Origin of the sequence: Bacillus sp. RAR_M1_44, from assembly GCF_020165935.1 — a bacterium.
GTDB classification, from domain to species: domain Bacteria; phylum Bacillota; class Bacilli; order Bacillales; family Bacillaceae; genus Bacillus; species Bacillus altitudinis.
The window spans coordinates 1-19,759 of record NZ_JAIUKX010000002.1 but is presented as its reverse complement, the minus strand read 5'-3'; the positions used below and the strand labels follow the sequence as shown (position 1 = coordinate 19,759).

Genomic DNA, 19,759 nt, shown 5'->3' with positions numbered 1-19,759 from the left:
CACCATGCTGCGCATTGGCGGAAAAACATTTACATCAAGACTATTACTAGGGACAGGAAAGTATCCATCATTTGAAGTTCAAAAAGAGGCGGTCAACGTATCAGAAGCTGAAATTTTGACCTTTGCTGTGCGAAGAATGAACATATTTGAACCATCACAGCCCAATTTTTTAGAGCAGCTCGATTTATCAGCCTATACATTGCTGCCAAATACTGCAGGGGCAAGTACAGCGGAAGAAGCGGTGAGGATTGCTCGTTTAGCGAAAGCTTCTGGACTGTGTGACATGATCAAAGTAGAAGTCATTGGCTGTTCAAGGTCTCTTCTGCCAGATCCAGTCGAAACGTTAAAAGCATCTGAAATGCTATTAGAAGAAGGCTTTATCGTGCTGCCATATACGTCAGATGATGTGGTGCTGGCAAGGAAATTAGAAGAACTTGGTGTCCATGCCATTATGCCAGGTGCTTCTCCAATTGGATCAGGTCAAGGACTTTTAAACCCTCTGAATCTATCGTTTATTATTGAACAGGCAAAGGTGCCAGTTATTATTGATGCGGGTGTAGGTTCTCCGAAGGATGCTGCTTATGCGATGGAATTGGGCGCTGATGCTGTATTACTGAATACAGCCGTGTCTGGCGCAAAGGACCCTGTGAAAATGGCTAAAGCGATGAAGCTGGCGATTGAATCTGGAAGACTCGGTTTCGAGGCAGGCCGTATTCCACTCAAAAACTATGGAACAGCCAGCAGCCCGCAGGAAGGAATGCCAGCATTTTGAGCACACGTTATTCACGCCAAGAGCTTTTTAGGCCGATTGGAACAGAAGGACAAAAACGGCTACATGCCTCAAAGGCCGTCATTATTGGGGCTGGGGCACTTGGAACAGCGAGTGCTGAAATGCTCGTCCGTGCCGGCGTAGGATCTGTCACCATTTTGGATAGAGATTATATTGAATGGAGCAACCTGCAGCGTCAGCAGCTATACACAGAACAAGATGTTCTTGATCGGTTGCCAAAGGCTGTGGCTGCTGAGAAAAGACTCAAGCAGGTGAACAGTGACGTTCATGTGAGAGGCATCGTCATTGACGTGACCGCTCAAAATATTGATGAGTACGTCAGCGGGGCATCCATCATCGTGGATGCAGCGGATAATTTTGAGGTGAGAATGATTGCGAACGATGCGGCCGTCAAACATCAAATTCCGTTCCTTTACGGGGCCTGTGTAGCAAGCTATGGTATTCAATTCACAGTGATTCCTGGTGAAACACCATGTTTACACTGCCTGCTTGAGCATTTGCCTGCACAAGGCATGACATGTGATACAGCAGGAATTATTAGTCCAGTAGTGCAGCAGGTTGCGGCCTATCAAGTGGCGGATGCACTGAAGCTTTTAACAGGACACCACATCACGCCGGTATTAAGATCGTTTGATTTATGGACAAACGAGCGATCTGATATTCGATCCGTTACGTCTTTAAAAAAGAAACAATGTCCAAGCTGCGGTCTTAAGACATATCCATTTCTCTCATATGATCAAAGAGCAAAAGCAGATGTATTATGTGGACGAAATACTGTACAAATTCGCAGTGCACTAGGGGCACCCCCGGCGCTTCATGAAGTAGCACGTCAGCTAAAGAAAGCAGGAATGGATGTGCTGGAAAATCCTTATTTGCTTTCGTGTCAGAAGGATGAGTACAAGCTTGTTTTATTCAAAGATGGCAGAGCGCTTGTACATGGGACAAATGATATTGCGAAAGCGAGAACGATTTATCATCAATGGATTGGCTAATGAGAGGGTGAGATGACATGACGATTAAAAAAGCATTATCCATCGCAGGTACTGATTCTGGTGGTGGAGCAGGTATTCAAGCAGACTTGAAAACCTTTCAGGAGCTTGGTGTGTACGGAATGTCCGCCATTACGGCCATTACAGCGCAAAACACACTTGGTGTTCACGGTATTTATCCACTGTCTATCGAGGCGCTCGAAAGTCAAATTGATGCAGTAGCAGAAGACTTGTTGCCAGATGCCGCTAAAACAGGAATGCTGTGGAGTGCCGACATGATCAGTGTTGTTGCTGAAAAGACGAAGCAATATGACTTGAAACTAATTGTCGATCCAGTCATGATTGCCAAAGGCGGCGCTTCTTTATTAAATGAAGATGCGGTCTCTGCTATGAAAACACAGTTACTACCTGTCAGTTATGCAGTCACACCGAATCTCCCTGAGGCAGAAGTGCTGACAGGCATGCGCATTCAGACAAAAGACGATCGCCATAGAGCAGCAGAACGACTTTATGAGCTTGGCACGTCCTATGTTGTGATCAAAGGAGGTCATAGTCCTTCAGACGGCCTCATTACAGACCTTTTGTACGATGGAAAAAGCTTTTTTGAACTCACGAACGAACATATTGATACACCACATACACACGGAACAGGCTGTACATTTGCAGCGGCATTAACGGCAGAAATAGCAAAAGGTCGTTCCATGAAAGAAGCCTTTGAAACGGCAGAAACCTTTGTCCATGAGGCGATCAAATTTCCTCTGAATATTGGCGCTGGGCACGGACCGACTAACCACTTTGCTTATCAGCAAAACAGAGTCAAAGCATAAAAAGAAGACTGTCTTCACTTGTGAGGACGGTCTTTTTTCTGAAATAAAAACTTTCTTTCAACGGAAATTGTCAATATCTCATGATTTGTGATAAGATTATGATCAGGTACTAATACTATGTCTTGAAAAAATAGGAGGCTTTAATACATATGAACTTTTCTTTAGAAGGCCGTAATATTGTGGTGATGGGTGTTGCCAATAAACGAAGCATCGCTTGGGGGATTGCTCGTTCACTTCACGAAGCAGGAGCTCGTTTGATTTTTACTTATGTTGGAGATCGTCTTGCAGAATCAGTAAAAGAACTAGCAAGCACGCTAGAGCGTGATGATTCCATTATTCTTCCTTGTGATGTGACAAGTGATGAAGAAATCGAAAAATGTTTTGCAACGATTAAAGAAAAAGTACAAGTCATCCATGGTGTTGCACATGCGATTGCATTTGCGAACAAAGAAGAGCTTGTCGGTGAATATTTGAACACGAACCGTGAAGGTTTCCTTTTAGCGCACAACATTAGTGCCTATTCACTAACAGCTGTAGCAAAAGCAGCACGTCCGCTCATGACAGAAGGCGGAAGCATTGTCACACTTACTTACCTAGGCGGAGAGCGCGTTGTCTCTAACTACAATGTCATGGGTGTAGCAAAAGCAGCCCTTGAAGCAAGTGTGAAATACTTAGCAGCTGATCTTGGAGCGGAAGGCATCCGTGTGAACAGCATTTCTGCTGGTCCAATTCGTACGTTATCTGCAAAAGGAATCAGCGGCTTTAATACGATCCTGAAGGATATTGAAGAGCGTGCACCGCTTCGCCGTACAACGACTCCTGAAGAAGTTGGCGATACAGCACTATTCTTATTCAGTGATTTATCCCGCGGCATGACAGGTGAGAATCTTCATGTTGATTCTGGCTTCCATATCATTGCCCGCTAAACGAATAATTGATTTGCAGCATACCAATCACTGGTATGCTGTTTTTTATTTTTCTTCTGATTTGGGGTGTCCTCTCATATATATAAGGAATGAATCATTCGGGAGGGATTAGTATGTCAAATAAAGGTGATGAGAATCAAAAGCCGCTTATGTATATTGTTCAGCCGAGCTATGATGAATCAGCGCCGGCCATGCAAAATATTGTGAGAAAGCGCAAGAAGTCAGAAAAACCTTCAGAAACCAAAAAAAGCGCCAAAGAGGATGCAATCGAAGAGAGCGTGCAAGAACCTGTATCACAGGAAGTAAAGCAGAAAAAAGAAGAGCCGCCTGCGCTACAGCAAGAGCGGGAGATCAATCAAGAAAAAGATAATTCACAAAATCGAGAGCCAGTACAAGAACAAGAAAAACAGCCAGAAGGCGTATTTCATGAAACAAAAGAAGAACCAAGAAGAAAACGAGTGAAGAAGCCGTTAAGCCAAATGAATATCGAGGAGAAAGTCGATTTTCTTACAAGTCTGCCGCATAATATGCCGAGAGCGCTTTGCCTCATTGAAGCCGATGGAAAAACATATAGAGGGATCATCATGGAGAGAAAAGACAATATGGTGGTCATCCGCACGGCAGGCGGCGGTAATCCAGTGGAATTAGCAATTGGTGATATTTCTTCTATTCATCCACTTGGTTTTTAATGAACATAAAAAAAGTCCCATAATGGGACTTTTTTTGTTAGCAGCTACGGTTGATGAGTCTTGGATTTAAGCACTCGATTGCGCAGAAGCAGTCAAGGTCTACTTCAATGCAATACTTTGATTTTTCTAAACGGAACACATCACATACGGAATCTTTATCTGTAAAATCTAAAATATGACGATCTTTGTCAAATGCAATAAGCAAGCTGAGTGTTGCGCAGTGATCAGAGATGTGTTCGACTCTGAAAAATGCAGTGCTGAAGCAAGGGCCAGCATCTACTTCTCCGACGTTTCCGAATGCGACGAATGGTTTTGATTTTGAGGTAAATAGAACAAACGGGACAGTGTCACCTAATGAATGTGATGGAGAAAGGAGATTGCTGTAACAGCTGGTCGGGCAATCCTCTTCGACGGCATTTTGTAAGTCGTTTATGTTTTCAACAGCCTCTGCTACACAGTTCCATGAATGTTTGCGGCTCATATTCAACCCTCCTATACAAGGAAATTTGTTTGAGTGTTTGAGCACTGTCATCATCATCTATAAGCTTTATTACGTGTCTCGCCGGTTGATGCATCTAATGTCAATCAATGCGGAAGCGGCCGCCTTTTGCTGACTGCTCCGCATGATTGGTTGTCATTCGTGAGGAAGGGGATGCTTTGACTTATGACAAGATAGATGAGCGGGCGATTGGTTTAGCCGTGGTGATGATGCTTTTTATCTTTTGTTGGCATGACTCTGTCGACAAGTTCTGGATTTAAACATTGGATCGCGCAGAAACAGTTCAAATCAACTTCGATACAAAAGTCCGCTTTTTCTAAACCAAAGAAGTCAGGATCGCAAGGGTGACAAACGCTTAGCGTATGTCCGTGTACATCAACAGGTCTTAATACAGATAATGTGGCACAGCAGTCATGCAATTTTTCAACCCGGAAGAAAATGGATTCGAAGCATTGGCAATCGTCAACAAATCCTCCAATGTTTCCGAAAGTAGAGAACAATCCGCCCTTTTTATCAAAAAGTAAAAACGGAATCGTATCTTTTCCAGAAACTGTCGGGCTTAATAAATTACTGTAGCAGCTCGTAGGACATTTATCTTCTACAGCTTCCTGCTCTGCTAAAATCTTATCAACCGCATCGCATACACAGTTTTCATCATGTCGGCCATGGTGTTTTCCGCAGCTCATGGATTTCAGCTCCTTTAACAAGGTATTTGACTTTAGTCCTTAACAACATATGTATGCGCCCTCTAGTTGGTGTGGGTAAATGACTATTTATCTTTGTTGTATTTTTAGAAAAAGGAAAAGCAGAGCTTTTCGCTCTGCTTTTGTACATTAGAGGATACCAATTGCAACGATCGTCGCAACAAGTGTCTGTGTAAGTGTTTGGATGGCAATAGAGATGTCCGCATCGATTGTAGAGACTGTAACGTTTCTAGAGTTTTCGATAACAAGTTTCTGGCGATTTGTTTGTTTGTGGCTAGCTGCTTGTAAGAGATCTTGCGTGACGCGGTCAGCTAGGTCACCATCAGCGATTGAGATGTTTGTAATGGTGATGATCGCTGTTTGAACAGCTGCTTGGATAGATGCTGCAACCTGTGCATCAACAGAAGAGACGTTAATGTCACAAGAATCTCTAACGATAATGACTTCCTCAGATGTCTGCTTTGTGACACTCACTTGATCAAAGTCTTGTAAAACATCTTCATCATCATAATAGTGGCCGTCACAAACTGCTTTTCTTTCGTAGTTGTTGTAATCGCCGTGGTGTGTACAGTTACGATCTAGAGCGACCCAAGAGTATGGTTTAGAATCCATTTCTTTTCCTCCTTCCGTTTACTTTATTAAATGCTGGAATGATTGGTTTTGTCTCGGGCATTTATCCTAGCAGGCAACCCATTTTTATTTAATCGTTATTTTGCTGCGCTTGACGGCGCTGCTGAATACGATCTCGAAGTGAATTTCGTTTAGGACGCACTTGTGGTTCAGGCTCGACCTCTTCTGCATGTTTTGCTGCCTCTGCCTGACGCTTTTTCTCTTGCTGCTGCTGTACGAAATCATCTGCTTTCTTTTGTAAATCCTGAACCAACTTCAAAATCATCTTTCTTTGATCTTCTGAAAGGTTTGCTTTCTGATCATCTGTGACATTATTTTTGTTTAAAATATCACTCACAAGAAGGCTTGTTAATGGATCAACATCAGTGTTGATTTGAAACTCCTTTTTTTCGTTCTCTTCAGCCACGATTATTTCACCTCTTTCATACGTGATGTTAGAAAAAGAAAGGGTTAAAGAATGCCGGCTTCAACTAAAAGTACATTCAGTGTTTGAGTGAGAATTTGGACGGAGTTCATAATGGATGCATCAGATAATGTAATCGTGACGTTATAACAATTGATGATTTGAATCACTGTTTTCTTTTGAACTGTCACTTGTTGTGCAGCTAAAAGCTGTTCTGTGATGTCTGCAGCCAATTCATCATCTGGTACAAGAATTTGAATTAAAAGAGTAATGATTGTCGTTACGGTCGCTTGAAGGGAGAGTGCGGCTGTTACATCTGTTTTATGAATCGTGACATTTTCGGAATCCTTGATCTCGATGAAATCATCATAATTGCTGATTAATTCGTTTAACAGTTGTGTGTATAATAAATCAGCACTTTCTTCAATAGACAATACTTTCACTCCTTTCTTATCTATACATTATTTAATGCAGCAGAGGCTCAAGGTGGAATCGGAAAGCATGAAAAAGTACAACCCAATTTTATTTACACCCGATTCATCATGGCAGTCTTTCTTTTTGCATATATAAAGAAAGGACGGAAAAAGAAGAATGAAGGAGGTGGAGGTTCCATGAGCGGCGCTTTGTCATTTGCTATATTTGCCCTCGCATCCTTTAGGCTGACGAGATTGATCGTGTTTGATACGATTACAGCCCCCTTTCGCCGTCTATTTCATGAAGAGCAAGAAGAGGTGAACGAACAAGGTGAAGTCGAGACCTATATCGTCATTAAGGGGAAGGGACTGCGATCTTGGATAGGAGAGCTGTTAAGTTGTTATTGGTGTACGGGTATGTGGTGCACTGCTGCTTTACTTGCGATATACATATTTTTTCCTGTCATCAGCATGTGGCTTAATTTACTATTAGCGATTGCCGCCGCAGCAGGCTTGATTGAAGCAGTCGTGTCGAAGCTTGTGAAATAAACAGGCATTCTGATCAGACACGCTTAAAGAAAATGCATATACTAACATGGAATAGGAAAGGAAGGGTTGCGATGAAACCAACTGAAACACCGTCACATATGCTTCAAGGGTATCCAGCGCAGTCAAATCAACAATCTGTATATACGAAGAAAATCAAGAAGACTGGCTGCGGCTGCGGGAAGAAAAAGAAACCTCAATAGGGAAAAACAAAAGCCGGATTTATCCGGTTTTTTTGTTGCCCTTTTTTTGGGTGATGCATATGTAAGAGAGAAGGGGTGACCAGAATGGATGCATTCGAACAATTAATCGGTTCCTTGTTCACTAAACCCCATGATGGGAAAGAGCAAGCGCACGAAAAAGCTGAAATGGATCTAGCGAATAAAGCGAAGGATCTTGAAGAGCACTTAAAAGCATTTGGCGAGAAAATGGATACTTTTGCGAAAGAAACAGAAGCATTCATGATCCGTCATGGAGAGGCAGATTACGTCTTTAAACAGCAGAAATAAAAATTCCGCACTTTTTTATGTGATCGTCCAAACCATTTCATGTATTTTTCATATTTTGTAAGGGAGAAGAGGAGGTGCTTAAATATGAGTTGTTACGGTTACGGTGGCGGTTATTGCGGAGGTTATGGCGGCGGCTACGGCGGCGGTTATGGTTCAACTTTTGTTCTTGTCGTCGTGCTTTTCATCCTTCTAATCATCGTTGGTGCTTCTTTCTTTAACTAAACAGTAAGAAGGTGAGGGAAGCAATAGGGAAGCCTTTTGCTTTCCTTTCTCTTTGCTAACAAGGCAGCAGGATAGGCACATATCTCGCCTATTTTCATATAGTAAGGTGATTACTCCACAAAGAGGAGGCAAAGGAATGGATAATAAGTTCTTTAAAAGTGTGGAAAATAAAACAGGTGTAAATATGAATGATGTCTTTAAGCTTGCAGGTTCTTTGCAAAACGCGAACTTTAAAGATGAGAATACCGTTCGAGGTGTCATTAAAAAAGTGGCGCAGCTTGCAAACAAACGTGTACCTAAAGAAATGGAAGACAAAATCGTTCAATCGATTACAAGTGGAAAAGAAAAGCTTGATTTTAATACAATCGCTAAAATGATGAACAACAAAAAATAAACAACAGGCTCTCCATTTAAAGGGGGGCCTGTTGTTTTTGTGTGAATAATTCACGATTTTTCTTTAAAAGAGGGTACAAAAAGCGGGAGCGGTGAGCCGTTTTTCCTCTTCTATATGATGGAACGGATAGATAAAGGGATTGTTCTGCTCTCGTCATGGCAACGTATAATAAGCGCCGCTCCTCTTCGATGGCTTCTTCATCACCGCTTCTCAGTTCATCAAGTGCAAAGTCATGAGGGAGCGCCCCATCAACCACGCTCGTGATGTACACTGTTTGGAATTCTAGTCCCTTCGCACGGTGGATCGTCATGAGCTGAACGCCTGGTTCATCTGATTTTTCCTTTTCAGCAGATTTCATATGTTCGGCATGAGCGAGGAAGGCTTCAATCGTTTCAAAACGTTTCGCCGCTGTTTTCACATCTCGTACATCATCTGTTCCTTTTTCAAGCACATTCGTATCACTCACACGTTTTTTTAAATAATCACCAAGTCCCATCCTTTGTTCAATAAACGCTACAGCTTCAGATGGCTTTAACGATTTTAACGTTCGAAACAGGGGAACGATCGATTGTAGTTTTTTGAGCTGAAACGGCTGGATGTCTGTTAGCTTTCCAAGTGCCTCTACCATAGAACAATCTTCCGTAATGGTCAGCGCCTTCATGGTATTCAGTGTTTGCTGCTTTAAAAAGAAAACGGGCAGCAGCAGCTTCATTGCGGCGACATCATCTGCATCCTGACTGAGCGAAAGAAAAGCGAGCAGCACCCGAACAATTCTTCTGCTATAAAAGGCTTTTACGCCAGCATCAGTTTGATACGGAATCGCCGATTGATGAAGACGTTCATAAATCGCGCGGCCTCCTGTATTCGTTCTAAACAGCACGCAAAAGTCATTCGGTTTTGCACCGTTTTTAATTTTCTCCTGAATATCTGCTACGATCATGGTCGCTTCCTCTTCCTCGTCATATGGATAAAAAAGAGTCGGCGGAATTTTCTCCACGCGTACGGCTTTTAACGTTTTCTCGTAACGATGCTGGTTCTTCTTAATAATGGCGTCAGCACTTGCGACAATCGTATGATGAGAGCGGTAATTTGCATGTAAATGGACGATCTCGGCCGAAGGATAGTCCTGTTTGAAGTCAAGAATAAAAGCAGGATTGCTTCCTCTAAATGCATAGATGGCTTGATCATCATCGCCTACACAAAATAGCTGCTCGGATTCTCCAGCTAAAAGCTGGATTAATTGATATTGTACGGGATTAATATCTTGAAATTCATCTACTAAAATATACTTGAATCGTTCTTGATATTGTTTGAGCAATTCAGGCTGCTTATTCAGCATGTGTAAACAGGCAATCGCCATGTCATCAAAGTCAAATTGTTGATTTTCACGCTTTTGCTGCTCGTATGACTGATAGATTGTCCACATTTGCTTTTCCTTTTCATCTTTCAGCTCAGGAAGTTCGTTTGGTAAAAAAGCATTTTTCCAATAGCCGATTGATTGCAGCACTTGATCGGTTGGATAGTCTTTTTCATCAAGTCCTTCATGCATGATTGCTTTTCGAATATACTGCTCTTTTTGCCAGTCGAATTTAATCAAATGCTGTCCGTTCCATTTGCCCCGATCATCGTGAAGCAGCATTTTATAAAATAGACTGTGGAATGTGCCTGTCACAACTTGGCTCGCCTGTGAAGGATGAAGCTGATACTGCATACGCAGTCTTTCTTTCATTTCACTGCTTGCTTTTGTGGTGAAGGTCACGAGCAGGATATGGTGAGCAGGGATTTGATGGTGCGACATCAGATAAGCAGCTCTTGCTGTCAGTACCCTTGTTTTCCCGCTGCCGGCGCCAGCCAGCACAAGCATCGGACCGTCTTTGTGTGTGACTGCTTGAAGCTGCGGTGCGCTAAAGGTGATGTGTGGAAAGAGGTCAATGGTATGGACTTCTTCATTCTTTTCTAAATGAAAGGTTTCGCCAAATTGAATGGACCGTGGTTCCTGCCAGTCATCCGATTCTTCTGTTTGTGAGATGATCTGTTTGCCGGTTGGAAAGCGAAAGCCGCCAAGTTCTTTGTAGGATGCATGTTCCTCTCGTTCAGCCGGTTTCTTTTCCTCTTGTTGTTCTCTTTTTTCGCAAATCTCTTGCTGAGATATTTGCTTATGGATAAAGGCAGGTTCTTCATGTATATTTAATCTAAAAAAGACGGGTTGTCCGCAATATGGGCAAGATAAATGCCCTTTTTTCCCCTCATCATGGAGGAATTGATAGTGTTCTCTCGAATATGTATGTAATGAGATCGTTCGATCATGTCGTCGTGCGCATTTCAAAGCTAGTCCTCCAATAGTCAATCAATCTTAAAAAGAAACACTTCTAATCATATCAAATGAGGCGTGTTTCAAACAGTCATAATTAGGGAATAGTAGAGTAGAAGAGAAGCAAAGGAGGCGTTCTTGATGGGATATATAGCCCCGATTCAGCCGGATCTGTATTTTCAATATATCAATCGTCCTGCTCCTCAGGATAAAGAAGACTATGCGAAAGTGACGAAGGTCACCCGCACCTTTCATGACAAGGTATACAGAGAGCTGGAGAAAAAAGAGGACTTAGTGACAGAAGCGGAAACGAAAGTACAGCAAAAAAAGCGGGAACGCTTTGTACGAGATATGTTTATGGAAGAAGGCAAGGGCGTTCATATCAATACTTACGTCTAAATGACTGCGCTTTCTTCCTGAGCGAACGAGATGGAATCAATAAAAAGCCAGAGCATCCATGATGCCCTGGCTTTTTATTTTCGTTAAACGGATAGTGTTTTTGTCATTTTGACATGTGTAATTCCTGCTTCTTCAAACGGTTCTGAAACGGCTTTGTAGCCTTTCTTTTCGTAGAAAGGAAGAGCTTGGACTTGTGCATGCATGACAGCTTCTTTCGCCCCGTTTGCCATCGCTTCAGACTCAAGTGCTTCTAAAAGCTGGTGGCCAAGACCGAAAGAGCGCGCCTCTTTTAATACACAAATTCGTTCAAGCTTTGCCTTATGACCTTCAATTATGCGCAGTCTAGCAGCAGCTTGTGGTTTGTTGTCATCATTATAAATGACAAAGTGAATGGCTTCGTCCTCAAGTTCATCAATTTCGATCTCTAACGGGACTTCTTGTTCTTTTACGAAAACTTCTTTTCGAACATAATAAGCATCTTCTCGTTGTGTTTGTTCTTTTACGATGACTGTATTCAAATGTCTTTAACCCTCTTCTCCTAAGATAAATGTTTCATAAACGGTCCAAGATCCGTTCTCTAATTGATATAAAAGGTGGAAGCGGTCAACCGTTTCCTCGTGGTCAATTTTTCTCAGCTTCAATGTGCCTAGAACGTCTGAATGCTCATCGTCTGATAACTTTTGAGCCACTGTCACATGCGGAACAAATGCATATTCAGGTGTACCAGCAAGCGGATCAGTGTACAACTTCTCATTGAGAGCCATTAATTCTTCGTTCGGTTCTACTTTCATATAAATCACGTTGTTTACAGGAGCGAATGAACTGAATTTTTTAATACGTAACGTAATAGGAGAAGCATTTTTTGCGTACTCTCGCAAGGTGGAGACGACCTCAGCTGCTTCTAGATCCGTTAATTCAAAAGGTGTTCTTAATGTTAAATGAGGTGGTATGAGTGCATAGTTCGGATCATAACGTTTCCGATAAGAGTTCGCAATGTCTTGCAATTTTTTTGATGGAAATAAAACAACTCCGTATTTCATCATGTTCCCTCCTGATTAAGAAAGTATTTATTATTTTTTATTATAACAAAATTCAGTTGATTAACGAATATGGGAGCATTCTTTTTAACGAAGGTGAAATGAGCGGTTGCCAAAACGTCCATTTATGATCGCCTTCGAATGTCTCAAATAAATAATCCGCACCGGACTTCTCCAAAAGGACCTTTAATTCTTCGTTCGGCTGAATAAAGTCTAGCACTTGCCCATCTGTCGTTTTCACAGCGGTTTCTTCTAACCCGATTTGATGGATAATGGCATAATGAGCAAGGGATGATGACTGTTTGACTGCTTGCAGAACCGACTCATCCACGTAAGGAGACTGCAAAATCAGTCCGCCAAATAACGAAGGATAATCAATGGCTGTCATAAGTGAGATCGTAGCACCTAATGAATCACCAATAAATGTACGACCTGATCCAACTTGATACGTTGGGTAGTGTTCATCAATATACGGAACTAGTTCATTTGCCAAAAAGCGTTTATACGCCTCGAACTTTGGTCCGTCTGGATGATACGTATTTCGCCTTTCAGTCACATTTTCATATGGGACACCAATGATAATCGAGCGTTCCATTTCTTTGTTTTGCATTAATTCTTCCGCCTGTCTGCCTATTTTACCTAGACGGAAATAATCATGACCATCTTGTGCAATGATGACATGATATGTATAAAGGGGGGAGTAATTGACTGGCAAATAAATCAAAATGGTCATATCTGCCCCAAGTTCTTTTGACTGTAAGGTTTCTTCTTGAATGATGCCTGTTTTCTTCACCATAATCCATTCCTCCAGCTAACCAAATTCATCATAAGTGAAACGTTTCCATTCATTGTAACACGAAAAACAGCGTTGTTCCTATATGCTAACATGCAATCAAATTGGCTGGCATCCAATCTGCTGCAAAATACAGAAAATTTTAATTAATCGTTACATTTCCCCTTGAAAAATGAGGTTTAATGCGTTACAGTATTAAGAATTAGAACAGACAGACAACACATTCTTATCGTGAGAGGTGGAGGGACTGGCCCTTTGAAACCTCAGCAACCGGTATGCATCACTTCATGTGATGTACCAAGGTGCTAAATCCAGCAAGCAGCTTTTTTGCTTGGAAGATAAGAGGAAGCGATTAAACCCCTTCTTCTTATGAAGAAGGGGTTTTTCTGTTTTGAAATTAGATTTTTACTTAGGATGGTGTCAAATGACAGAACATGTGGAAACGAAGTTAGCGCAAATTGGAAACCGCAGCGAAGAGGCGACTGGAACTGTCAGTCCTCCCGTTTATCTTTCAACAGCTTACAGACATAGAGGCATTGGGGAATCAACAGGATTTGATTATATTCGGACAAAAAACCCAACAAGGCAGCTTGTAGAAGATGCGATTGCTTCACTCGAAGAAGGAACGGCCGGTTTTGCCTTCAGTTCGGGAATGGCTGCCATCCAAACGATCATGGCGCTGTTTGAGAGCGGGGATGAACTCATTGTTTCATCAGATTTATATGGCGGTACATACCGTCTATTTGAAAACGAATGGAAAAAGTACGGACTGCGCTTTGTTTATGATGATTTTTCAGATGAAGACTGTTTACGCTCTAAAATGACGCCAAATACAAAAGCCGTCTTTATTGAAACGCCAACAAACCCACTCATGCAGGAAGCGGATATTCAAAAGGTTGCGAAAATCGCAAAAGAACACGGTGCATTGGTCATTGTGGATAACACCTTTTATACGCCCGTCTTGCAAAAACCGATTACACTCGGAGCGGACATTGTCATTCATAGTGCCACCAAATATTTAGGCGGACATAACGATGTTCTTGCCGGACTTGTCGTCACAAAAGGGGAGCAGCTATCGGAAGACATGTTCCAGCATCAAAACGCCATCGGGGCGGTTTTATCTCCATTTGACTCATGGCTTTTAATGAGAGGAATGAAAACATTGGCGCTGAGAATGCGCCAGCACGAAGCAAATGCGAAGGAATTAGCTGACTTTCTAAAGCAGCAGCCGGAAATTCAAGATGTCCTTTACCCAGGCAAGGGAGGCATGCTGTCATTCCGAGTAGCCAAAGAGGACTGGGTCAATCCATTTTTGAGGCAGCTGAAAACGATTTGTTTTGCTGAAAGCCTTGGCGGAGTCGAAAGCTTCATTACGTATCCTGCAACGCAAACCCATATGGACATCCCAGAAGAGATTCGCATCGCAAACGGTGTGTGTAACAAATTGCTCCGTTTCTCAGTCGGGATTGAGCATGTGGAGGACCTAAAAGCAGACCTGAAACAGGCACTATCAAATGTGAAAGAGGAGGTACACACGAAATGACCACACACGATTGGACATTAGAAACACAACTCGTTCATAATGCGTTTAAAACAGACCGTTCAACAGGTGCAGTCAGTGTACCGATTCAACATGCATCGACGTTTCACCAAAGCAGCTTCGATGACTTTGGTCAATATGACTACTCTAGATCAGGCACCCCTACACGTCAGGCATTGGAGGATACCATTGCAGCGCTAGAAGGAGGAACGAGAGGGCTTGCCTTTGCGTCAGGTATGGCAGCCATTTCAACCGCTTTTCTTCTGTTATCAAAAGGAGATCACGTTCTTGTCACAAGAGATGTGTACGGCGGGACTTTCCGAATGATCACCCAAGTTCTTTCGAGATTTGGGATTGAGCATACCTTTGTGGACATGACTGATTTGAATGAAGTGAAACAAGGCATTCAATCAAATACAAAAGTCATTTACATGGAAACACCGTCAAACCCTACACTCGGTATTACGGATATTGAAGGTGTCGTACAGATTGCGAAAGAACATGACTGTCTGACTTTCTTAGATAATACGTTTTTAACGCCTGCGCTTCAGCGTCCGCTGGACCTTGGTGTTGACGTTGTGCTGCACAGCGCAACGAAATTTTTAAGCGGCCACAGTGATGTACTGTCAGGCTTAGCCGTGGTGAAAGATGAGAAGCTAGGAGACGAACTTTATTCGCTGCAAAACTCCTTCGGGGCGGTACTTGGCGTACAGGATTGCTGGCTTGTGCTGAGAGGATTAAAGACCCTTCAAGTCAGATTAGAAAAAGCCAGTCAAACCGCATTAGAACTGGCTTCATTCCTCAAAGAACATCCTGCGGTCAAAAAAGTATATTACCCGGGATTAGATGATCACCCAGGGGCAGACATTCAGCGGAAACAGGCGAGCGGTGCAGGTGCTGTTCTTTCATTTGAACTAGAAAACCAAGCGGCTGTCAAAGAATTGGTCGATGGCGTCACATTACCTGTATTCGCCGTCAGCCTCGGAGCAGTCGAATCCATTCTTTCCTATCCGGCCAAAATGTCCCATGCCGCTATGCCAAAAGAAGAAAGAGAAAAAAGAGGCATCACGGATGGTTTACTTCGATTAAGTGTGGGCGTAGAAAACGGAGAAGACCTCAAAAGGGACTTCAAACAAGCACTAGATCAACTAAAGCCAGCTCTTGTGAACCAATCATAAAAGTCAGTAAAAAGCCGGTGCGTATACCGGCTTTTCGCCTTTTTTGAACAAAACCATTGACGACTGATCATGATGGTTATATAATAGAGACTGTCAGTAACAGAAAGCCCAGAACTGATACATAATCCGATTCCGTAGCTCAGCTGGGAGAGCGCTACCTTGACAGGGTAGAGGTCGCTGGTTCGAGCCCAGTCGGAATCATCGTTGAAACCCTTGCCTAGCAAGGGTTTTTTGATTGTCGGTAACAAATATTTGTTCTGTTTCTTTTGGTTGGGGACGAACTTTATCCACCAGATTGTTTCTCAGTATTTTTAGAATCAAAAAATTCCTTTTCCATACCAATCACACATTTTTTAATAGTATCAGCATATCCAGTTTAAGAGGTTACTTACAAAATATTTAGAACTTTTTAGTAAGAATCCTCAGAAATGTAATACGGTTTTAAATATTTTCATTTATAATTCTCTATTTGTCTATACTTTTCATATCGCTGTTGTATAAGCTCTTCCGAGGATAATCGTATCAATTTTTTAAGAGATGATTCGATTGCAGATTCAATCAATTTTGCCTGTGAGTTGATATCATTTTGTGCTCCACCCTTAATTTCAGGAATGATTTCATCAATAATTCCTAAATGCTTTAAATCTCTTGCTGAAATTTTCATATGTTTAGCAACTTCTGGAGCATACTTAGCATCCTTCCATAGGATAGATGCTGCTCCTTCTGGCGAAATGACCGAGTACCATGAATACTCTAACATATGGATATGGTTACCGACACTAATACCAAGAGCTCCACCACTTGATGCCTCTCCAATTACAATACAAACAATTGGCACTTTAAGTGTAGCCATTTCCAATAGATTTCGAGCTATCGCTTCAGAAATTCCACGTTCTTCAGACCCTTTGCCTGGATAGGCGCCAATCGTATCAATAAATGTAATAATAGGGCGATTAAATTTATCAGCTTGTTTCATCAGTCTTAGCGCTTTTCTATATCCTTCTGGGTGTGACATTCCAAAATTTCTTTCTATATTTTCCTTTGTACTTCTCCCTCTTTGATGACCAATAACCGTAACGGGCATCCCTTTAAATTTTGCAATACCACCTATCATTGCTTGATCATCACCATATAATCGATCACCATGAAGTTCGAAAAAGTTTGTAAACAATAAAGGTATATAATCCAATGTCGTGGGCCGGTTACGTAGCCTTGCAATTTGAACTCGTTGAAAAGGTGTAAGATTAGAATAAATTTCATCTTGCATTTTATTTAAACGTTTTTCTAATTCTTGAATTTCTGATGATAAATCTACATTATGTTCTTTCATCATTTTCTTTAATTCATCAAATTTCTCTTTTAGTTCAATAATAGGACGTTCAAAATCCAAACTCATTTTATCCTCCAAAGGGTATGATTTACCTCACTCTAATCAAAAGACTTAGAAATAGAATCAATAAATAATTCAAAACCATCCACAACTATTTTTTGTTCTGATTCTGATAAATTATTGAGGATACGTTGATAAAATGTAAGGGATTGTTCTCTTAAGCGATTAACAGTAATGTGACCTTCTTCTGTGAGGTGCAGAAAAAGTTCTCTTCTGTTTTTTTCATTTACTTCACGATAAACAAGTCCCTTTTTTACTAACTTATCTACCAATCTACTTACAGTTGAAGTCTCTAATCTAAGTTTATTGGATAGTTGCCAAACAGTTAATTTTTCCATCTCTAGTTCCTCTAACGCCATCATTTGAGAAGTTGGTAGAGGTTTTTCAAATGGTCCATTGGGCAAATTTTGAGATTCAAAAACCCCAGTTATTATAATCATTTTCTTAATATCTGATCTTAGTTTTAAGGCATCTTCTCTTTTCAAAAAGGTCACCCTCCTAAAATTCATGTATGATACATCAATTGTATTATACATGAATGTGTTTTTTTCACAAGTTTAACGTAAGCCAATATTAAAATAAGAATGAGATATTTCTACTTGTTAAAATGGTATAAACCAATTTATTTTATTAATATAAATGAGAAGTAGTTGCCCAAGGTCTTTCAGTATGTAGAGCAGAAACAGTGTTTCGCTTATGCAGAAGCATGCTATATAGTATATGCAGATGAGCATGGGAAACAAGGTCGATTTGAAGAAGCTACGGCTGCTGATCAAAAGGTATTAGAAACACATCTCAAAACGTATAGGCAAAATGAAAACAGACCATGCAGGGTCTGTTTTTTTATGGGGACGGATTGGGTGCGAACCCTTTCAGTTTTCTTCAGGAGTGCACTTTTTTTATTAGAAAGGCTTAGCATAGAATCTTATTAAAACAGTCTTTTTAAGAGAACATCTGGAAGTTTCGGATAAGGTCATTCACCTTGACGGGGAGAGATCGCTGGTTCGAACCCAGTCGGATTCATATGAAAAGATGTTGATACAGAGCCATTCCTGAGATAGTCGAGAGTGGCTTTTGTATTTCTAAAACAAAAAAACATTAGTGAAATGAAAAACCACACTGTATTTTTCAGTGTGGTCAATTTAAGATACGACAGGTGAGCCATTTAACAATACAATAGTTTCATAGTGTGATTAAGATCATAAAACCGTATTTTGGTAACCTTATCTCTACTATTGAAGGGCTCATTATCGTGTTTTTCATAGCTACACCTTCGAAGAGTCATCAATCTTTCTTTTTTTGTAGTCTTTTATTAAGCTTGAAACAGTTAAACCAATTACAACAAAAGCTACTACATAAAATAAAATGTTTGTTACAGGTGTATCAATTTTTCCTAAAATCAATACAATAGCGATAATAGCGGCGGGTAAAGTAATTAACAAACTTTTTGATGCCTTATTTTCCTGTGTCACTAATCAAGTACCTCCTTATTGTTTCAGCATTGTGTTTTAGTTCATTTTAAAAAAAGAACAACATGATGGTTCTAGCAACCCACCATGCTACATTTTCACTTCCATTCACTTTAAGAGCGCCTGTATAGTGTTCAAGAGTGATTAGAATGGTTTCGAATTTTGCTTCTGCAGAAGGTGTGAATAAAAAAAGTTCCTGAAACCGTGGATATTATTAAACCTTTTGAAAGTTTTTTTCATAATGAATATGTATGCATATTGGTTCTCCATCTCTAATGAATGTTATCATTTGTAAATAAATGAAGTAAATAGGTTATTTGTTATAGGGGTTGAACGGTCCTTGACAGGGGAGAGGTTGCAGGATCGAGTTTAGCCGGAATCATCATTAAAACCCTTGCTAAGCAAGGGTTTTTTGACAACAGATATTTGTTTTATTTTTTTGAAAAGGGACGAATTGGGGAAGAAGTTACTAACTCAAAACCTTTACGATGCATGTGTCATAAAAATTCTTAATGAATGTTGCTATTTATTTAGCAGAAGTAACATATACGTTCTTACCAGAATTCACACCAGTAATTAAAATAATGACTGAAATGAAGATTAGCATGAACAGAGGAACAGTCCAATGATAAGTCATGTCATGTAACCAGCCGAATAAAATAGGTCCTATCGCTGCTAATAGATAGCCTAAAGACTGTGCCATACCAGATAATTCTGCTGCTTCTTGTGTATCTTTGGTGCGTAAACTAAAAAACATCATGGCTAAGCTAAAGGCCATTCCAATGCCAATCCCAATCATTATCATCCACAGAGGTATAAGGAATGACACGCCAAATAAAATGCCCATTAAGCCAACAACAAGCAAGAGAAATGAAATCCATACTAATATCTGTTGTTTGCTAAAACGTCCAGCTAAAATAGGTACAATAAATGTAGCAGGAAGCATTGAAAGTTGCATCAATGATAGCATCCATCCACCTTCATTAGCATTTAGCCCTTTAGTTTCAAGAATTTCAGGAATCCATGAAATGACTGTGAAAAATACAAAGGACTGAGACCCCATAAACAATGTAACATTCCACGCTAGCTTAGAACGCCAAA

At 41.0% G+C, this 19,759-nt stretch carries 26 protein-coding genes, 1 tRNA gene and 1 riboswitch; of the genes, 14 read left to right on the top strand and 13 right to left on the bottom strand.

Annotated elements, in window-relative coordinates; all coding sequences use genetic code 11:
- The first annotated feature begins 4 nt into the window (after window positions 1-4).
- The 5 genes from LCD34_RS13635 to LCD34_RS13615 all read left to right on the top strand — a co-directional run bounded on the left by LCD34_RS13635 (window position 5) and on the right by LCD34_RS13615 (window position 4,221).
- Window positions 5-772 carry a thiazole synthase gene (locus LCD34_RS13635; protein ID WP_007498979.1) on the top strand — a complete coding sequence of 256 codons (768 nt, stop codon included), beginning with the start codon at window positions 5-7 and terminating at the stop codon, window positions 770-772.
- Complete coding sequence (locus tag LCD34_RS13630) at window positions 769-1,782, top strand: thiazole biosynthesis adenylyltransferase ThiF (protein ID WP_017359662.1); 1,014 nt, start codon at window positions 769-771, stop codon at window positions 1,780-1,782. The genes LCD34_RS13635 and LCD34_RS13630 overlap by 4 nt, the downstream gene beginning before the upstream one ends.
- A gap of 17 nt (window positions 1,783-1,799) precedes the next feature.
- Window positions 1,800-2,606: a bifunctional hydroxymethylpyrimidine kinase/phosphomethylpyrimidine kinase gene (gene thiD, locus LCD34_RS13625; RefSeq protein ID WP_052320244.1), complete on the top strand. Its 807-nt coding sequence runs from the start codon at window positions 1,800-1,802 to the stop codon at window positions 2,604-2,606.
- A 149-nt stretch (window positions 2,607-2,755) separates the two neighbouring features.
- Window positions 2,756-3,532 carry an enoyl-ACP reductase FabI gene (gene fabI / locus LCD34_RS13620; protein WP_003211867.1) on the top strand — a complete coding sequence of 259 codons (777 nt, stop codon included), beginning with the start codon at window positions 2,756-2,758 and terminating at the stop codon, window positions 3,530-3,532.
- Between the two features lie 113 nt (window positions 3,533-3,645).
- Window positions 3,646-4,221: a CotO family spore coat protein gene (locus tag LCD34_RS13615; RefSeq protein ID WP_047945549.1), complete on the top strand. Its 576-nt coding sequence runs from the start codon at window positions 3,646-3,648 to the stop codon at window positions 4,219-4,221.
- A gap of 37 nt (window positions 4,222-4,258) precedes the next feature.
- Here LCD34_RS13615 and LCD34_RS13610 read toward each other — a convergent pair whose 3' ends face one another.
- The 5 genes from LCD34_RS13610 to LCD34_RS13590 all read right to left on the bottom strand — a co-directional run bounded on the left by LCD34_RS13610 (window position 4,259) and on the right by LCD34_RS13590 (window position 6,891).
- The gene (locus LCD34_RS13610; RefSeq protein WP_008348434.1) at window positions 4,259-4,702 is read right to left on the bottom strand and encodes a CotY/CotZ family spore coat protein; all 444 of its coding nucleotides are present in this window, start codon (window positions 4,700-4,702) and stop codon (window positions 4,259-4,261) included.
- A gap of 212 nt (window positions 4,703-4,914) precedes the next feature.
- Window positions 4,915-5,406 (bottom strand): CotY/CotZ family spore coat protein, encoded by a 492-nt coding sequence (locus LCD34_RS13605; protein WP_008348432.1) that lies wholly within the window; start codon window positions 5,404-5,406, stop codon window positions 4,915-4,917.
- Between the two features lie 147 nt (window positions 5,407-5,553).
- Window positions 5,554-6,036, bottom strand: a complete 483-nt coding sequence (locus LCD34_RS13600) for a spore coat protein (RefSeq protein WP_182489096.1) — start codon at window positions 6,034-6,036, stop codon at window positions 5,554-5,556.
- An 88-nt stretch (window positions 6,037-6,124) separates the two neighbouring features.
- Window positions 6,125-6,460, bottom strand: coding sequence for a hypothetical protein (locus LCD34_RS13595; RefSeq protein WP_008348429.1), 336 nt, complete (start codon window positions 6,458-6,460; stop codon window positions 6,125-6,127).
- 44 nt (window positions 6,461-6,504) lie between these two features.
- On the bottom strand, window positions 6,505-6,891 hold the full coding sequence (locus LCD34_RS13590; protein WP_007498962.1) for a spore coat protein: 387 nt from the start codon (window positions 6,889-6,891) through the stop codon (window positions 6,505-6,507).
- Between the two features lie 177 nt (window positions 6,892-7,068).
- Between LCD34_RS13590 and LCD34_RS13585 the strand changes: the two genes are divergently transcribed.
- The 5 genes from LCD34_RS13585 to LCD34_RS13570 all read left to right on the top strand — a co-directional run bounded on the left by LCD34_RS13585 (window position 7,069) and on the right by LCD34_RS13570 (window position 8,541).
- On the top strand, window positions 7,069-7,419 hold the full coding sequence (locus LCD34_RS13585; protein ID WP_019743061.1) for a DUF1360 domain-containing protein: 351 nt from the start codon (window positions 7,069-7,071) through the stop codon (window positions 7,417-7,419).
- 71 nt (window positions 7,420-7,490) lie between these two features.
- On the top strand, window positions 7,491-7,619 hold the full coding sequence (locus LCD34_RS19590; RefSeq protein ID WP_008348422.1) for a hypothetical protein: 129 nt from the start codon (window positions 7,491-7,493) through the stop codon (window positions 7,617-7,619).
- Between the two features lie 84 nt (window positions 7,620-7,703).
- Entirely contained in the window at window positions 7,704-7,925 is a 222-nt protein-coding gene (locus tag LCD34_RS13580; protein WP_008348420.1) for a hypothetical protein, read from the top strand.
- An 84-nt stretch (window positions 7,926-8,009) separates the two neighbouring features.
- On the top strand, window positions 8,010-8,147 hold the full coding sequence (locus LCD34_RS13575; protein ID WP_008348419.1) for a YjcZ family sporulation protein: 138 nt from the start codon (window positions 8,010-8,012) through the stop codon (window positions 8,145-8,147).
- A gap of 136 nt (window positions 8,148-8,283) precedes the next feature.
- Window positions 8,284-8,541, top strand: coding sequence for a stage VI sporulation protein F (locus tag LCD34_RS13570; protein ID WP_008348417.1), 258 nt, complete (start codon window positions 8,284-8,286; stop codon window positions 8,539-8,541).
- A gap of 16 nt (window positions 8,542-8,557) precedes the next feature.
- Here LCD34_RS13570 and LCD34_RS13565 read toward each other — a convergent pair whose 3' ends face one another.
- Window positions 8,558-10,867 (bottom strand): ATP-dependent helicase, encoded by a 2,310-nt coding sequence (locus tag LCD34_RS13565; RefSeq protein WP_065460170.1) that lies wholly within the window; start codon window positions 10,865-10,867, stop codon window positions 8,558-8,560.
- 126 nt (window positions 10,868-10,993) lie between these two features.
- Between LCD34_RS13565 and LCD34_RS13560 the strand changes: the two genes are divergently transcribed.
- The gene (locus LCD34_RS13560) at window positions 10,994-11,251 is read left to right on the top strand and encodes a hypothetical protein (protein ID WP_008348414.1); all 258 of its coding nucleotides are present in this window, start codon (window positions 10,994-10,996) and stop codon (window positions 11,249-11,251) included.
- A gap of 83 nt (window positions 11,252-11,334) precedes the next feature.
- On the opposite strand, the gene LCD34_RS13555 is transcribed toward LCD34_RS13560, so the two are convergent.
- The 3 genes from LCD34_RS13555 to LCD34_RS13545 are packed head-to-tail and all read right to left on the bottom strand — an operon-like array spanning window position 11,335 to window position 13,084.
- The gene (locus tag LCD34_RS13555) at window positions 11,335-11,769 is read right to left on the bottom strand and encodes a GNAT family N-acetyltransferase (protein ID WP_008348412.1); all 435 of its coding nucleotides are present in this window, start codon (window positions 11,767-11,769) and stop codon (window positions 11,335-11,337) included.
- 6 nt (window positions 11,770-11,775) lie between these two features.
- Window positions 11,776-12,291 (bottom strand): YjcG family protein, encoded by a 516-nt coding sequence (locus tag LCD34_RS13550; RefSeq protein WP_017359656.1) that lies wholly within the window; start codon window positions 12,289-12,291, stop codon window positions 11,776-11,778.
- Between the two features lie 52 nt (window positions 12,292-12,343).
- Window positions 12,344-13,084 (bottom strand): esterase family protein, encoded by a 741-nt coding sequence (locus LCD34_RS13545; RefSeq protein WP_019743058.1) that lies wholly within the window; start codon window positions 13,082-13,084, stop codon window positions 12,344-12,346.
- 220 nt (window positions 13,085-13,304) lie between these two features.
- A riboswitch (SAM riboswitch) is annotated at window positions 13,305-13,426 on the top strand.
- Between the two features lie 79 nt (window positions 13,427-13,505).
- Between LCD34_RS13545 and LCD34_RS13540 the strand changes: the two genes are divergently transcribed.
- The 3 genes from LCD34_RS13540 to LCD34_RS13530 all read left to right on the top strand — a co-directional run bounded on the left by LCD34_RS13540 (window position 13,506) and on the right by LCD34_RS13530 (window position 16,000).
- Window positions 13,506-14,624: a methionine biosynthesis PLP-dependent protein gene (locus tag LCD34_RS13540; protein ID WP_108611375.1), complete on the top strand. Its 1,119-nt coding sequence runs from the start codon at window positions 13,506-13,508 to the stop codon at window positions 14,622-14,624.
- Window positions 14,621-15,799 carry a cystathionine beta-lyase gene (metC, locus tag LCD34_RS13535; RefSeq protein WP_100324888.1) on the top strand — a complete coding sequence of 393 codons (1,179 nt, stop codon included), beginning with the start codon at window positions 14,621-14,623 and terminating at the stop codon, window positions 15,797-15,799. The genes LCD34_RS13540 and metC overlap by 4 nt, the downstream gene beginning before the upstream one ends.
- Before the next feature lie 128 nt (window positions 15,800-15,927).
- A tRNA-Val gene (locus LCD34_RS13530) sits at window positions 15,928-16,000 on the top strand.
- A gap of 250 nt (window positions 16,001-16,250) precedes the next feature.
- On the opposite strand, the gene LCD34_RS13525 is transcribed toward LCD34_RS13530, so the two are convergent.
- The 4 genes from LCD34_RS13525 to LCD34_RS13510 form a co-directional block, all read right to left on the bottom strand.
- A complete protein-coding gene (locus LCD34_RS13525; RefSeq protein WP_224559516.1) occupies window positions 16,251-17,195 on the bottom strand; it encodes an acetyl-CoA carboxylase carboxyltransferase subunit alpha in 945 nt (314 codons plus the stop codon).
- Window positions 17,196-17,227: 32 nt separating this feature from the next.
- A complete protein-coding gene (locus LCD34_RS13520) occupies window positions 17,228-17,674 on the bottom strand; it encodes a MarR family winged helix-turn-helix transcriptional regulator (RefSeq protein WP_019743045.1) in 447 nt (148 codons plus the stop codon).
- 780 nt (window positions 17,675-18,454) lie between these two features.
- On the bottom strand, window positions 18,455-18,661 hold the full coding sequence (locus LCD34_RS13515) for a hypothetical protein (RefSeq protein WP_017359639.1): 207 nt from the start codon (window positions 18,659-18,661) through the stop codon (window positions 18,455-18,457).
- Window positions 18,662-19,184: 523 nt separating this feature from the next.
- Window positions 19,185-19,759: MFS transporter (locus LCD34_RS13510; RefSeq protein ID WP_224559515.1), on the bottom strand; the 575-nt coding region annotated here is incomplete at its 5' end.